The organism is Kosakonia sp. MUSA4 (assembly GCF_013085925.1).
GTDB classification, from domain to species: Bacteria; Pseudomonadota; Gammaproteobacteria; order Enterobacterales; family Enterobacteriaceae; genus Kosakonia; species Kosakonia sacchari_B.
Map to the genome: position 1 here is coordinate 5,555,771 of NZ_CP025697.1, position 13,845 is coordinate 5,569,615.

General features: G+C 54.6%; 15 protein-coding genes. 8 read left to right on the plus strand and 7 right to left on the minus strand.

Going from position 1 to position 13,845, the window contains the following annotated elements; translation table 11 throughout:
- Window positions 1–207 precede the first annotated feature (207 nt).
- The 6 genes from C0557_RS26445 (at window position 208) to C0557_RS26470 (ending at window position 6,061) form a co-directional block, all read left to right on the plus strand.
- Window positions 208–432 carry a DUF2188 domain-containing protein gene (locus C0557_RS26445; protein WP_074780165.1) on the plus strand — a complete coding sequence of 75 codons (225 nt, stop codon included), beginning with the start codon at window positions 208–210 and terminating at the stop codon, window positions 430–432.
- Between the two features lie 186 nt (window positions 433–618).
- Entirely contained in the window at window positions 619–1,503 is an 885-nt protein-coding gene (gene fieF, locus C0557_RS26450; RefSeq protein WP_208662575.1) for a CDF family cation-efflux transporter FieF, read from the plus strand.
- Window positions 1,504–1,702: 199 nt separating this feature from the next.
- A complete protein-coding gene (pfkA, locus tag C0557_RS26455) occupies window positions 1,703–2,665 on the plus strand; it encodes a 6-phosphofructokinase (RefSeq protein ID WP_208662577.1) in 963 nt (320 codons plus the stop codon).
- Between the two features lie 146 nt (window positions 2,666–2,811).
- Window positions 2,812–3,801, plus strand: a complete 990-nt coding sequence (locus C0557_RS26460) for a sulfate ABC transporter substrate-binding protein (RefSeq protein WP_208662579.1) — start codon at window positions 2,812–2,814, stop codon at window positions 3,799–3,801.
- Between the two features lie 123 nt (window positions 3,802–3,924).
- Complete coding sequence (locus C0557_RS26465; protein WP_208662581.1) at window positions 3,925–4,683, plus strand: CDP-diacylglycerol diphosphatase; 759 nt, start codon at window positions 3,925–3,927, stop codon at window positions 4,681–4,683.
- Between the two features lie 73 nt (window positions 4,684–4,756).
- Entirely contained in the window at window positions 4,757–6,061 is a 1,305-nt protein-coding gene (locus tag C0557_RS26470; protein ID WP_208662583.1) for an SLC13 family permease, read from the plus strand.
- Between the two features lie 85 nt (window positions 6,062–6,146).
- On the opposite strand, the gene tpiA is transcribed toward C0557_RS26470, so the two are convergent.
- On the minus strand, window positions 6,147–6,914 hold the full coding sequence (gene tpiA / locus C0557_RS26475; RefSeq protein ID WP_007369238.1) for a triose-phosphate isomerase: 768 nt from the start codon (window positions 6,912–6,914) through the stop codon (window positions 6,147–6,149).
- 107 nt (window positions 6,915–7,021) lie between these two features.
- On the minus strand, window positions 7,022–7,621 hold the full coding sequence (locus C0557_RS26480) for a DUF1454 family protein (RefSeq protein WP_208662586.1): 600 nt from the start codon (window positions 7,619–7,621) through the stop codon (window positions 7,022–7,024).
- Between the two features lie 112 nt (window positions 7,622–7,733).
- Here C0557_RS26480 and C0557_RS26485 point away from each other — a divergent pair, with 112 nt between their 5' ends.
- Window positions 7,734–8,153, plus strand: a complete 420-nt coding sequence (locus tag C0557_RS26485) for a DUF805 domain-containing protein (protein WP_007369236.1) — start codon at window positions 7,734–7,736, stop codon at window positions 8,151–8,153.
- On the opposite strand, the gene fpr is transcribed toward C0557_RS26485, so the two are convergent.
- The 4 genes from fpr to C0557_RS26505 form a co-directional block, all read right to left on the minus strand.
- The gene (fpr, locus tag C0557_RS26490; RefSeq protein ID WP_208662588.1) at window positions 8,154–8,900 is read right to left on the minus strand and encodes a ferredoxin--NADP(+) reductase; all 747 of its coding nucleotides are present in this window, start codon (window positions 8,898–8,900) and stop codon (window positions 8,154–8,156) included. It abuts the gene before it with no gap.
- A 96-nt stretch (window positions 8,901–8,996) separates the two neighbouring features.
- Entirely contained in the window at window positions 8,997–10,007 is a 1,011-nt protein-coding gene (gene glpX, locus C0557_RS26495) for a class II fructose-bisphosphatase (protein ID WP_208662590.1), read from the minus strand.
- A gap of 102 nt (window positions 10,008–10,109) precedes the next feature.
- Complete coding sequence (glpK, locus tag C0557_RS26500; RefSeq protein WP_074780138.1) at window positions 10,110–11,618, minus strand: glycerol kinase GlpK; 1,509 nt, start codon at window positions 11,616–11,618, stop codon at window positions 10,110–10,112.
- Window positions 11,619–11,639: 21 nt separating this feature from the next.
- On the minus strand, window positions 11,640–12,488 hold the full coding sequence (locus tag C0557_RS26505; RefSeq protein ID WP_079517136.1) for an MIP/aquaporin family protein: 849 nt from the start codon (window positions 12,486–12,488) through the stop codon (window positions 11,640–11,642).
- Window positions 12,489–12,913: 425 nt separating this feature from the next.
- Here C0557_RS26505 and zapB point away from each other — a divergent pair, with 425 nt between their 5' ends.
- Entirely contained in the window at window positions 12,914–13,159 is a 246-nt protein-coding gene (gene zapB / locus C0557_RS26510) for a septal ring assembly protein ZapB (RefSeq protein ID WP_007369231.1), read from the plus strand.
- A 173-nt stretch (window positions 13,160–13,332) separates the two neighbouring features.
- Here zapB and rraA read toward each other — a convergent pair whose 3' ends face one another.
- Window positions 13,333–13,818 carry a ribonuclease E activity regulator RraA gene (rraA, locus tag C0557_RS26515; RefSeq protein ID WP_007369230.1) on the minus strand — a complete coding sequence of 162 codons (486 nt, stop codon included), beginning with the start codon at window positions 13,816–13,818 and terminating at the stop codon, window positions 13,333–13,335.
- Window positions 13,819–13,845 lie beyond the last annotated feature (27 nt).

Below are 13,845 nucleotides of genomic sequence, written 5' to 3' on the forward strand. Positions count from 1 at the left end.
CGCAAGCCCAAAGAGTAGCGTTTACCTGCCATCACGCTGGGAACCCAAAAACGAGGGAGTCCACATCGGCCGTGTATGTTGCAGCGGCGCAAAAATCTGATTTTCTCCTGAGATAACCCAAAGGTGGGCCATCCGCACAATTCAGCGGTTTCGCCTGGGTTAGGATTTTAGGGAAGCAATGTTGCTTTTTTTATCTGAGGACTTTCAATGGATAATTATCACGTAACGAAAGAGGGTGATAAGTGGAAGTTGCAAAAGGAAGGGAACGATCGCCCCAGTAAAACGGCTGACACGAAGGCTGAACTCATCACTAAAATGCGCGAATTTATGAGCGATAAGCAAGGCTCAGTGAAAATTCATAAGCAAGATGGTAAGTTCCAGGAAGAGCGAACATATCCGCGAAAAGATGACCCTAAAAAATCGAAAGGGTAGAGAATTGAAGCCGCCACATTTGGCGGCTTCTGTCATTTGGCCGCTATCAACGTACTGCTTGGTTTTCCGCTGTTGGTCAGCAGATGAACCGACAGCTAAGATTTTTGCACAAATTCCCCCGCTTAATTTCACCATCACCGGGGATGCCATCCGTTATAATTCCCGCAGGACAAAGCAGGAGCGTTTATGAATCAATCCTATGGGCGGCTGGTTACCCGGGCGGCAATCGCGGCGACCGTCATGGCATCGTCACTACTGTTAATTAAAATTTTTGCATGGTGGTTCACCGGGTCGGTCAGTATTCTGGCGGCATTGGTGGATTCTCTGGTGGATATCGCGGCATCGCTGACCAACCTGTTAGTGGTGCGTTACTCGTTGCAGCCCGCTGATGAAGAACACACTTTCGGGCATGGTAAAGCGGAGTCGTTGGCCGCGCTGGCGCAAAGTATGTTTATTTCCGGTTCGGCGCTGTTTTTGTTTTTGACCGGTATTCAGCATCTGGCTAACCCCGAGCCGCTTCGTGCTGCCAGGATTGGTATTACCGTCACGCTAATCGCGTTATTCAGTACTGTGATATTAGTCACTTTTCAGCGCTGGGTGGTGCGTAAAACCCACAGCCAGGCGGTGCGGGCGGATATGCTTCATTATCAGTCTGATGTTATGATGAACGGTGCAATTCTCATCGCGCTTGGTCTGTCCTGGTACGGATGGCACCGGGCGGATGCGCTGTTTGCACTGGGGATTGGCAGCTATATTCTGTATAGCGCGTTACGCATGGGGTATGAAGCGGTTCAGGCGTTGCTGGACAGAGCGTTACCCGACGAAGAGCGCCGGGAGATTGTCGATATTGTCACTGCCTGGCCAAGCGTTAACGGCGCGCACGATCTTCGCACGCGGCAGTCAGGGCCGACCCGCTTTATTCAAATACATTTAGAAATGGACGATAACCTGCCGTTGGTTCAGGCGCATCTTGTGGCTGAGCAGGTAGAGCAGGCCATTCTGCAACGTTTTCCGGGATCGGATGTCATTATTCACCAGGATCCCTGCTCAGTCGTACCTCAGGGACGTTAAGCACAACGGTGCATTCGTATTTCATTGTAAAAAAGTGAGCCAGACCCGTTTTTTGTGTATAAATTACCGCCATTTGGGCTGACCTGAATCAATTCAGCAAGCAGTGATTGATATACTATTTGCAGCATAGTTGTTCGCTCCCGTGGGGAGTCGCTTCGGGCCACAGAATTTATTTTGCATTCCTAGTTCAGAGGTAGTCATGATTAAAAAAATCGGTGTGTTGACAAGTGGCGGTGATGCGCCAGGCATGAATGCCGCGATCCGCGGGGTCGTCCGTGCAGCATTAACAGAAGGTCTGGAAGTTGCAGGTATCTATGATGGTTACCTCGGCCTGTACGAAGACCGCATGATCCAACTCGACCGCTACAGCGTGTCGGATATGATCAACCGCGGCGGTACATTCCTCGGCTCTGCCCGCTTCCCGGAATTCCGCGAAGAGCATGTCCGTGCCGTGGCTATTGAGAACATGAAAAAACGCGGCATCGACGCCCTGGTTGTTATCGGTGGTGACGGTTCTTATATGGGCGCCAAACGCCTGACTGAAATGGGTTTCCCGTGCATTGGTCTGCCGGGCACCATTGATAACGACGTTGCGGGAACGGACTACACCATCGGTTATTTTACCGCGCTGCAAACCGTCGTTGAAGCGATTGACCGCCTGCGTGATACCTCTTCTTCCCACCAGCGTATCTCCATCGTTGAAGTGATGGGCCGTTACTGCGGCGACCTGACTCTGGCTGCGGCAATTGCCGGTGGCTGTGAGTTTATCGTTCTGCCGGAAGTAGAATTCAACCGTGAAGATCTGGTCGCAGAAATCAAAGCGGGTATCGCCAAAGGTAAAAAACACGCGATTGTGGCGATCACTGAGCACATTTGCGACATTGACGAGCTGGCGAAATATATCGAAAGCGAAACACAGCGTGAAACGCGTGCGACCGTTCTCGGCCATATTCAGCGCGGCGGCTCTCCGGTGCCTTACGACCGTATCCTGGCATCCCGTATGGGTTCTTACGCGATTGAACTGCTGCTGCAGGGCTTTGGCGGTCGCTGCGTCGGTATCCAGAACGAAAAAATGGTTCACCACGACATTATCGACGCTATCGAGAACATGAAGCGCCCGTTCAAAGGCGACTGGCTGGACTGCGCGAAGAAACTCTTTTAATCGTGCGAAACGCCCTCACAGCGAGGGCGTTTTTTTATGTCTATTTATTCCGCATAGTTATAGCCAATCTTTTTTTATTCTTTAATCATTGATTATCTTTCTGGCACGCTGGTCTCATCAAAATACACAACCAAAGAGAGTGGGCGATGAATAAATGGGGCGTGGGAATAACTTTACTGCTGGCTTCCACCAGCGTTCTGGCTAAGGACATCCAGTTATTAAACGTGTCTTACGATCCAACGCGTGAGCTGTACGAACAGTACAACAAAGCGTTTAGCGCGCACTGGAAACAAGAGACCGGCGACAATGTCGTGATCCGTCAATCTCACGGCGGTTCTGGTAAACAGGCGACCTCGGTAATTAACGGCATTGATGCCGATGTCGTGACGCTGGCGCTGGCTTATGACGTTGACGCTATCGCTGAACGCGGCCGCATTGATAAAGACTGGATCAAACGCCTGCCGGACAACTCCGCGCCTTACACCTCAACCATCGTCTTCCTGGTACGCAAAGGCAACCCGAAACAGATTCATGACTGGAACGATCTGGTGAAACCGGGCGTTTCCGTTATTACGCCGAACCCGAAAAGCTCCGGCGGCGCACGCTGGAACTATCTGGCAGCCTGGGGCTACGCTCTGCACCATAACAATGGCGATCAGGCAAAAGCGCAGGAGTTCGTGAAAGCTCTGTATAAAAACGTTGAAGTGCTGGATTCCGGCGCGCGCGGTGCGACCAGTACCTTTGTTGAACGCGGCATTGGCGATGTGCTGATTGCGTGGGAAAACGAAGCGTTGCTGGCAACCAACGAACTGGGCAAAGACAAGTTTGAAATCGTGACGCCGAGCGAATCGATCCTCGCTGAGCCAACGGTTTCTGTCGTTGATAAAGTTGCCGAGAAAAAAGGCACCGAGAAAGTGGCTGAAGCCTACCTGAAATATCTCTACTCACCGGAAGGCCAGGAGATCGTTGCGAAGAACTTCTACCGCCCGCGCGATCCGCAAATTGCCGCGAAATACGCGAGTGAGTTCCCGAAACTGAAACTCTTCACCATTGATGATGAGTTTGGCGGCTGGACCAAAGCGCAAAAAGAGCACTTCTCTAACGGCGGTACGTTCGACCAAATCAGCAAACGTTAATCCCCGCACATCGCCCTCTCCTGAGGGCGATGTCATTTTTGCCCCTGCGTAAAATCCAGGATTTCCGACTTCACTGCTGTTTTACGCTATCATTCCGGTTCTTTCAGCAAAGGAAGCGGAAATATGAAAACAGTACGTCGTCTTATCATTGCCCTGTTAGTGCTGGTTGTTCTGGCGGGCGCGGGAACTGCATACTGGTTTAAAGGTCGCGGCAATCCGGACGCGTTGCGGCAGATCGTTATCGGGCAATGCCTGCCGAATGCCCGCGAGCACAATTCGCCCGCTCCCTGTGCGCAGGTGAACCTGAAAAGTGGTTACGTGCTGATGAAAGATCGCAATGGGCCGCTGCAATTTCTGTTGATGCCGACTTATCGCATCAACGGCACGGAAAGCCCGCTGCTGCTGCAAGCGACAACGCCAAACTTCTTCTGGCAGGCGTGGCAATCCCGTGACGTGATGAGCAACCTGCGCGGCAGCGAAGTGCCGGATAATGCCATCTCTCTGACCATCAACTCCCGCATGGGGCGTACACAAAACCACTTTCACATTCACATCTCCTGCCTGCGCCCCGATGTACGTCGTCAGTTAAATGACAATGCAGCGCGCATTAGCAGCCAGTGGCTGGAATTCCCGGGCGGTTTGCTCGGACATCAATATTTGGCCCGCCGCGTGACGGAAGCGGAGCTGGTGCAGCGTAGCCCGTTCCTGATGCTGGCGGAAGAAATCCCGGAAGCAAAAGCGCATATGGGGCGTTTTGCGCTGGCGATGGCGCAACAGGCGGACGGCTCGTTTGTGCTGCTGGCAACCGAGCGTAATCTGCTGGCGCTTAATCGCGCTTCTGCGGAGGAAATTCAGGATCATCAATGCGATATCCTCAAATAACCCCACTATAATTCGCGTTTACTCAACCTGCCTGTCGCCGTAGACTTGCTGAAAAAATCTACAGGAGACAGGCATGTCGCTCTGGCTTACTCACCCTCTGTTCCTTCCCTCGTTAATTGTCGGCATCACCATTGTGCTGTGGGCGACCTCGCTGTTACCGGAGTTTATTACTGCGCTACTGTTCTTTACGGCAGCGATGGTGGCGAAAATCACGCCGCCGGAAGTGGTCTTCGGTGGGTTTGCTTCTTCGGCATTCTGGCTGGTGTTCAGCGGCTTTGTGCTGGGCGTGGCGATCCGTAAAACCGGTCTGGCGGACAGAGCCGCCCGCGCGCTGTCATCGCGGCTGACAACGTCATGGCTGCAAATGGTCGCCAGCGTCGTACTGTTGAGTTATGCGCTGGCTTTTGTGATGCCGTCGAATATGGGGCGCATTGCGCTGCTGATGCCGATCGTTGCAGCGATGGCGGCGCGATCGGGCATTCAGGAAGGTACACGTTCATGGTACGGGCTGGCGCTGGCCGTCGGTTTCGGTACGTTCCAGCTTTCGGCCACTATTCTGCCCGCCAACGTTCCCAATCTGGTGATGAGCGGCGCGGCGGAAGGCTCTTATGGCATTCATCTCAACTATCTTCCCTATTTGCTGTTGCACACGCCGGTACTCGGCATTCTGAAAGGCGTTATTCTGATTGGCCTGATCTGCTGGCTGTTTCCGGGGCAGCTGCAGGTGCCGCGTGAAGAGGCACTTTCTGCGCCGATGAGCCGGGAGGAGAAACGGCTGGCGTGGCTGCTGGCTGTGGTGCTGACGATGTGGGTGACGGAGAGCTGGCACGGCATCGGTCCGGCGTGGACCGGGCTGGCGGCGGCCTGCGTCACCTTGCTGCCGCGCATTGGCTTTATCAATGGTGACGAGTTTTCTACCGGGGTGAATATCCGCGCCTGTATTTACGTTGCCGGGATTTTGGGGTTAGCGATCACGGTGACGCAAACCGGCATCGGCAGTGCAGTCGGGGACGCGTTGCTGAGGGTGATGCCGCTCGATCCGGCTAACCCGTTCACCAGTTTTCTCGCGCTGACGGGCATCACCACGGCGCTCAATTTCATTATGACCGCCAACGGCGTTCCGGCGCTGTTTACCACGCTGGCGCAGAGTTTTTCTGACGCGACCGGATTCCCGCTGCTGTCGGTCATCATGATTCAGGTGCTGGGTTACTCCACACCGCTGTTGCCGTATCAGGCGTCGCCGATTGTGGTGGCTATGGCACTGGGGAAAGTGCCGGCACGCGCGGGAATGCTGCTCTGTCTGGCGCTGGCAGTGGTGACGTATCTGGTGTTATTGCCGCTGGATTATTTGTGGTTTAGTTTACTGGGGCGTTTGTAAAAAAGCCCGGTGGCGCTAACGCTTACCGGGCCTACAGTTTTGTAGGGCGGGTTAGCGTAAACGCTACCCGCCACTTACCGCGCAATTACGCCTGTTTTGCTGCTTCTGCTGCTTTGACGATCACCGCGAAAGCGTCAGCTTTCAGGGACGCGCCGCCAACCAGCGCACCGTCGATGTCCGGCTGGGTGAACAGCTCTGCGGCGTTGCCGGCGTTCACGGAACCGCCGTACTGAATGATCACTTGCTCAGCCACTTTCGCGTCTGCTTTAGCAATGTGGTCACGGATAAATTTGTGTACTGCCTGCGCCTGCGCCGGAGTTGCAGATTTGCCGGTGCCGATGGCCCATACCGGTTCGTAGGCAATCACTGCGCCTTCGAACGCGCTCGCGCCCTGAGTTTTCAGCACAGCGTCGATCTGGCGTGCGCATACTTCTTCGGTTTTACCCGCTTCGTTTTCTGCTTCGGTTTCACCGATGCACAGTACCGGGATCAGGCCCTGCGCTTTCAGTACGGCGAATTTTTTGGCGATGAATTCATCGGATTCTGCGTGGTAAGTACGACGCTCAGAGTGGCCGATGATGATGTATTTTGCGCCGATGTCTTTCAGCATTTCGGCAGAGGTTTCACCGGTGAAAGCGCCGGACAGGTTAACGTCGACGTTCTGCGCGCCCAGGATGATGTGGCTACCGTCAGCGGCATGTTTAGCCAGATCCAGGTACATTTCCGGCGGTGCAATCGCGACTGCACAGCCTGTTACGCCAGCCAGCTCAGTACGCAGGTTTGCAACCAGTTCGTTTACCATGTGGCGGCTGCCGTTCAGTTTCCAGTTACCCATCACTAAAGGATGTCGCATTTTTACTCTCCACGCGCTTGGCGAATTAAGGAATATGGCCGCCCTTCAGGGCAGCATGGTCTGTGAAATAGTATAGAGATTCATCCTCTGAAAGGCTTTGCTTTTTGTCATTTATTGTTATCTTCAAGCGATTCAGATAGCGTCAGCTTAATCGGTTCAACAGCGAAGGTCAGCCCCTTTTCGCCGTTATCTGCCACCACATAACGTACTGCACCTTCTGTTTCCGCGTAGTACGCTTTGTTTTTGCCGTTGTTCAGCAACTTTTGCAGCTTTTGCCCGCTTTGCGCGGTGGTCATTGCCGGGGAAAACGCGCGAATTATCGCCGCCATATACTCCTGGGCTTTTGCTTTCGCCGCCTTTTGCTCTGGACCCTGTACCGGCAGCCAGGTGATTTGCATCGATTTTATTTTCAGCGTACCGCGCTCCAGCGCTGTCGATGCATAAAGGTTGTCGTTAATTTTTGTTGCGGCGCGCGTCAGGTTCGCCTGATCGTTGCGGGCATCGACAGCGCGGAACTCGTTCAGCGCCAGCGTCGGGTTGTCAGTATTAAATTTTTCCCGGAACTGGCTGATCGACTGGTCGAATGTCGGCGCGCCCGGCAGCAGGTAGGGCGCGGTTGCTGTGGCAGGCGTCTCTTCCGCCCACACCGGGGAGCCGAAGACCAGCGCTGAGAAGAGCAGCCAAATCGGGTAACGCCATGCTTTCATTACATCGCCCTCTCTAAAGTGTGCTCACGATTAAAACGATATCGGGCTGGCTTGTCAAAAACTCCCGCTGCCAGGGTAAACTACGCAGCATTACGATAATAAGGAACCTTACATGGGCATACAGCAGTGGTTGTTTTCGTTTAAAGGGCGCATTGGTCGACGCGACTTTTGGGTCTGGATCATTCTCTGGGTAGTGAGCATGACAGTGCTGTTTGCGCTGGCAAACAGCGGGATGCTCGATTTCCAGATGGCCGCGTTTATTCTGGTGTGTCTCATCTGGCCGACTGCCTGCGTAATGGTGAAACGTTTGCACGATCGCGGCCGTCATGGCGCGTGGGGATTGCTGATGGTGCTGGCGTGGATGCTGCTTTCCGGCCACTGGGAAGTGCTGAACGGTACGCTGGAATGGGCGGTGGGACGTCTGATTCCGGTGGTGATTATCGTCATGATGCTGATCGACCTGGGCGCGTTTGTCGGCACCCAGGGAGAAAACAAATATGGCAAAGAGACGCTGGAAGTGAAGTACCGCTGATTACCAGTAGTGTTCCGCGGTGATATGCCCCGGTCGGCGGCGCAGGTGCTTGGCCATTTGCCGGGAATCTTTAAGGAGTTGTGTGGTATCGCGTACCATCTGCGGGTTGCCACACAGCATCACATGGCTGGTTTCGGTGTTCATCGGCAGCCCGACGGCTTCTTCCAGCGCACCGCTTTCAATCAACGCCGGTACGCGTCCGGTCAGCGAGCCGGAAATCGTCTCCCGGCTGACTACCGTCTGAATACGCAGTTTCCCTTCATAACGCTGTTGCAGTTCCAGCATCAGCGGCAGATAGCTGAGATCCGCGGCATAGCGCACGGCGTGCACCAGCACCAGATTTTTAAAGCGTTGCAGATCCCTGCCTTCCTGCAAAATCGACAGATATGGCCCTATAGCGGTACCGGTGGCCAGCATCCATAGCGTTTCGCAATCCGGTACTTCCTCAAGCACAAAGAAACCGGCGGCTTCGCTGACAATCTGCACCTCGTCTCCCGGTTGCAGAGCCGCCAGGCGCGGGCTGAGTTTGCCTTCCGGTACGGTGACAAGATAGAACTCGAGGTCGGGGTTACCCGGCGCATTGACGTAAGAGTAAGCGCGCTGAACGCGCTCGCCGTCAATTTCCAGACCAAGCTTGGCGAACTGCCCGGCAGTGAAGGGGTGAACGGGGGCATGAACGGTGAGGCTAAATAGCGCATCGGTCCAGAACTGCACCTTAGTGACTTTTCCTGTTACCCATTCCGCCATGGTTTTCTCCTGTTCAGTTGCGTTGCCTTATCTTCGTGCCTGTGGAGGGAGATTTCCAGCCCGTGCGGGCCGGAAAGCTCAATTGAACAAATAGCCTTACAGGATGTGGCGTTGCACATCCGGATCTTTACGATCAAGGTAGTGGATGGACTGAATGCGGCGAATCGTGCGCGATTTCCCGCGGATCAGCAGCGTTTCCGTGGTGGCGATATTACCTTTGCGGGTAATGCCATCCAGCAGATCGCCTTTGGTGATGCCGGTTGCCGCAAAAATCACATTATCGCTACGCGCCATATCGTCCAGACGCAGCACGTTGCCCGCCTGAATGCCCATGCCACGGCAGCGTTTCAGCTCCTGCTCGCCGATGCGGCGGTTCTCTTCGCTGTCGCCTTTAACCTGATGGCGTGCCAGCAGACGTCCCTGCATGTCGCCATCCAGCGCGCGGATCACCGCTGCGGAAACCACGCCTTCCGGCGCGCCGCCGATACCGTACAGCACATCGACTTCGCTATCCGGCATACAGGTAAGAATGGATGCCGCCACATCGCCGTCGGGAATGGCGAAAACGCGCACGCCGAGCTTTTGCATCTCTGCAATCGTTACGTCATGGCGCGGTTTAGCAAGGATGGTGACCGTCAGCTCAGTCAGCGGTTTGCTTAGCGCGGTGGCGATATTGCGCAGGTTATCCGCCAGCGGCAGATTGAGGTCGATAGCGCCTTTTGCGCCAGGGCCGACAATCAGCTTTTCCATGTACATATCCGGCGCATTCAGGAAGCAACCCTTATCGCCGACAGCCAGTACCGCCAGCGCATTTGCCTGGCCCATTGCGGTCATGCGGGTGCCTTCAATAGGATCGACCGCGATATCCACGGCGTCGCCTTTTCCTGTGCCGACTTTCTCACCGATAAACAGCATCGGCGCTTCATCGATCTCCCCTTCGCCAATGACGATGGTACCGTCAATGTCGACATTGTTGAGCATGATGCGCATAGCGTTTACCGCTGCGCCGTCCGCCGTGTTTTTATCGCCACGTCCCAGCCATTTGTAGCCAGCCAGCGCCGCAGCCTCGGTAACGCGGGAGAATTCGATGGCAAGTTCTCGTCTCATAACACACTCTGTAGTGAAAGAAATTGCACAAAGTTTATCACAGGGAGAGGGGCGAGAGGATTGATCCCCTCCCCCAAACGGGAGAGGGGAGAGAAGGCAGGATTACTCGTCGTGATCTTCCCACGCCAGCGCGCGTTTGACGGCTTTTTTCCAGCCGCTGTAACGGTAGTTGCGCTCGGTGGTTTCGATGCCAGGGCGGAATTCGCGTTCGATGACCGCTTTTTCCTGTAATTCATCGAGATTCTGCCAGAAGCCGACCGCCAGACCCGCAAGGTAGGCGGCGCCCAGCGCCGTCACTTCACGCACTTCCGGGCGTTCTACGCGGGTGCCCAGAATGTCGGACTGGAACTGCATCAGGAAGTTGTTGGCCACCGCGCCGCCATCCACACGCAGCGCGTGTAAACGAATACCGGAGTCTGCCTGCATCGCTTCCAGAACGTCGCGCGTCTGGTAGGCGATTGATTCCAGCGTGGCGCGAATGATGTGGTTAGCGTTCACACCGCGCGTCAGGCCGAAAATGGCGCCGCGTGCGTACGGGTCCCAGTATGGCGCGCCGAGGCCGGTGAAGGCTGGAACCACGTATACGCCGTTGGTGTCTTTTACTTTGGTAGCGAAATATTCAGAGTCGAATGCATCGCTGATCAGCTTCATTTCATCACGCAGCCACTGGATGGAAGCCCCCGCCATGAACACTGCGCCTTCCAGCGCGTAGTTCACTTCGCCTTTCGGGCCGCAGCCGATGGTGGTCAGCAGACCGTGCTCGGATTTCACCGCTTTCTCGCCGGTGTTCATCAGCATAAAACAGCCGGTGCCGTAGGTATTTTTCGCCATCCCTTCTTTCACGCACAGCTGGCCAAACAGCGCGGCTTGCTGGTCACCGGCGATCCCGGCGATAGGAATACGCGTACCGCCTTTACCACCAATGTTGGTCTGACCGTACACTTCGGAGGATTTGCGCACTTCCGGCAGCATGGCGCGCGGGATATCCAGCGCATCCAGCATTTTGTCATCCCAGTCCAGCGCGTGGATGTTAAACAGCATGGTACGCGAGGCGTTGGTGTAATCGGTCACGTGAACGCGGCCCTGCGTCATTTTCCAGATAAGCCAGGTATCTACGGTGCCGAACAGCAGTTCGCCGCGTTGCGCACGTTCACGGGAGCCTTCAACGTGATCGAGGATCCACTTCACTTTGGTGCCGGAGAAGTACGGGTCAATCACAAGGCCGGTGGTGTTGCGCACGTACTCTTCCATGCCGTCGCGTTTGAGCTGCTCGCAAATCTCGGCGGTACGACGGCACTGCCAGACAATTGCGTTGTAGATCGGTTTGCCGGTTTCGCGTTCCCAGACGATGGCCGTTTCACGCTGGTTGGTAATACCGATGGCGGCGATTTCGTCGGAGTTGATGTCTGCCTTCGCTAACACTTCGACCAGCGTGGAGCTTTGCGATGCCCAGATTTCCATGGGATCGTGCTCAACCCAGCCTGGCTTAGGGTAAATTTGTTCAAATTCGCGCTGTGAAACGCTGATGATGTTGGCGTCGTGATCCATCACAACCGCGCGGGAACTGGTAGTACCCTGGTCGAGCGCAACGATATATTTTTTGTCAGTCATGGTTAGAGTCCCGTAGTCACATTACAGCGAAGCTTTTTGTTGAGTCGTGGAGGCAGTGCCTTTTTCTTCCGCCGCCTCACTGGTTCCTGACGGCAGGTGGCGGCCAATCAGTTTACGATAACCGAACGCGCCAAGCGCCGCGCCTACGATCGGCCCGAACAGCGGGACGAGGAAGTAGGGAATATCTTTGCCGCCGGTAAAGGCGACGTCGCCCCAGCCTGCCAGCCAGGCGAAGGTTTTCGGGCCGATATCACGCGCCGGGTTCATGGCGAAGCCGGTCAGTGGCCCCATCGACGCGCCGATAACCGCAATCAGCAGGCCAATCAGCAGGGGTGCCAGCGGTCCGCGTGGAATGCCGTTGCCATCATCGCCTAGCGCCATGATGACGCCCATCAGAACAGCGGTAATGACCATTTCAACTGCGAAGGCCTGCACAAAGTTGATGTGCGGGTTAGGGTAGGTTGAAAAGATACCCGCTAAATCAAGACTTTCGACGCTGCCGCGCACCATATTGTGCGTATGTTCGAAGTCGAGGAAAAGATTGTAGTAAAGCCCGTAAACAAGTGCCGCTGCGCAAAACGCGCCGGCAAACTGCGAAATGATGAAGGGAGCTACTTTACGCCCGTCAAAACTGGCGAAGAGCCATAGTGCGATCGTTACCGCGGGGTTAAGATGCGCGCCGGAAACCCCTGCAGTCAGGTAGATGGCCATAGCCACGCCAAGACCCCAGATGATGCTGATTTCCCACTGGCCGAAGGTGGCGCCTGCCACTTTCAGCGCTGCGACACACCCGACACCGAAAAAAATCAACAACCCGGTTCCGAGAAACTCGGCGATGCACTGGCCTTTTAAGGTTGATGTCTGACTCATAATCGGATCCTGCTAAAGAGTAATGGTTATTGTTAGCATGGGGCCAACGTCTCCCATGATGTCGTGTAGACATAGTGTTAATTTATCGTTAACGAGCAAAAACGAGAAATATCGAAATTAAAATGTGTGTACTGCGTCAATAAAATGAGCGTTTTCGCGCGAATTGGGGTGTTTTTGTGCCATATCGAAATGTGAGCTGAATCATTTTTGTAACTTCACTATTAACAATGTAGAGATGGGCACCGCTGTTGCACCAGGATGAGGACGAAAAGTGTTGCAAAGCGCAAACAGCGCGGCTCCGCGCTGGACAGGGGCTGGTGTGATTCATACAATCGTGGACAAGCGAAATGCGCTCATTTTATTAAGGCGTCGCCGGTGTTAGGGACGAAGATTTACCTATCAACGCCTTGCAACTCAGGAGAGGTATGACAATGTCATTAGAAGTGTTCGAGAAACTGGAAGCGAAAGTGCAGCAGGCGATTGATACCATCACGCTGTTGCAGATGGAAATCGAAGAGCTGAAAGAAAAGAACAATAGTCTGGCGCAGGACGTTCAGGCTGCACAGCATAGCCGCGAAGAGCTGGAGCGCGAAAACAACCAGCTGAAAGAACAGCAGCACGGCTGGCAGGAGCGTTTGCAGGCGCTGCTGGGCCGCATGGAAGAAGTCTGATTACGTTTTATCTTTCGCGGTGTTGGCTGCGTGCATTCACCCCGGTCAGGCTATCTATGCTCCCGGGAATTCATGTGCTTGCCGCCTCGCTACAACGTGAAATCGTTCGGATCGGATAAGTGAAGCGTTGTCTGACGCAAAAGAAGAAGGGCGCCTGATGGCGCCCTTTTGTTTTACTCGATATCGAGGGGATCTTCGGAAAGGATAATGCCAGTATTGTCGGCATAAAGGTGGTCGCCAGAGAAGAAAGTGACACCGCCGAAATTGACGCGCACGTCGCTTTCACCAATGCCTTCACCTGCAGCGCCAACCGGAATAGCGGCAATCGCCTGGATGCCGATATCCAGCTCTTCCAGATCGTCAACCTGGCGCACAGCGCCATAAACCACAATGCCTTCCCACTCGTTTTGCACCGCGGTGCGTGCGAGATCGGCGTCGATTAACGCGCGACGCATAGAACCGCCGCCGTCGACCAGCAGGACGCGACCACGGCCATTTTGTTCGAGCAGATCGTACAGCAACCCGTTATCCTCGAAACATTTCACCGTGATGATTTGTCCGCCAAAAGACGACCGACCGCCAAAATTAGAGAATAGCGGCTCTACAACGTTGATCTCTTCCTGGTAGATGTCACAAAGCTCAGAAGTATCGTATTTCATAGGATTAACGTTCAGTTGATGCGAGAA

Coding starts and splice junctions, on each gene's coding strand:
- fieF (WP_208662575.1), top strand. CDS start 619: ATGAATCAATCCTATGGGCGGCTGGTTACCCGGGCGGCAATCGCGGCG.
- C0557_RS26485 (WP_007369236.1), top strand. CDS start 7,734: ATGGGCATACAGCAGTGGTTGTTTTCGTTTAAAGGGCGCATTGGTCGA.
- C0557_RS26445 (WP_074780165.1), top strand. CDS start 208: ATGGATAATTATCACGTAACGAAAGAGGGTGATAAGTGGAAGTTGCAA.
- tpiA (WP_007369238.1), bottom strand. CDS start 6,914: ATGCGACATCCTTTAGTGATGGGTAACTGGAAACTGAACGGCAGCCGC.
- C0557_RS26470 (WP_208662583.1), top strand. CDS start 4,757: ATGTCGCTCTGGCTTACTCACCCTCTGTTCCTTCCCTCGTTAATTGTC.
- rraA (WP_007369230.1), bottom strand. CDS start 13,818: ATGAAATACGATACTTCTGAGCTTTGTGACATCTACCAGGAAGAGATC.
- C0557_RS26460 (WP_208662579.1), top strand. CDS start 2,812: ATGAATAAATGGGGCGTGGGAATAACTTTACTGCTGGCTTCCACCAGC.
- C0557_RS26480 (WP_208662586.1), bottom strand. CDS start 7,621: ATGAAAGCATGGCGTTACCCGATTTGGCTGCTCTTCTCAGCGCTGGTC.
- glpX (WP_208662590.1), bottom strand. CDS start 10,007: ATGAGACGAGAACTTGCCATCGAATTCTCCCGCGTTACCGAGGCTGCG.
- pfkA (WP_208662577.1), top strand. CDS start 1,703: ATGATTAAAAAAATCGGTGTGTTGACAAGTGGCGGTGATGCGCCAGGC.
- C0557_RS26465 (WP_208662581.1), top strand. CDS start 3,925: ATGAAAACAGTACGTCGTCTTATCATTGCCCTGTTAGTGCTGGTTGTT.
- fpr (WP_208662588.1), bottom strand. CDS start 8,900: ATGGCGGAATGGGTAACAGGAAAAGTCACTAAGGTGCAGTTCTGGACC.
- C0557_RS26505 (WP_079517136.1), bottom strand. CDS start 12,488: ATGAGTCAGACATCAACCTTAAAAGGCCAGTGCATCGCCGAGTTTCTC.
- zapB (WP_007369231.1), top strand. CDS start 12,914: ATGACAATGTCATTAGAAGTGTTCGAGAAACTGGAAGCGAAAGTGCAG.
- glpK (WP_074780138.1), bottom strand. CDS start 11,618: ATGACTGACAAAAAATATATCGTTGCGCTCGACCAGGGTACTACCAGT.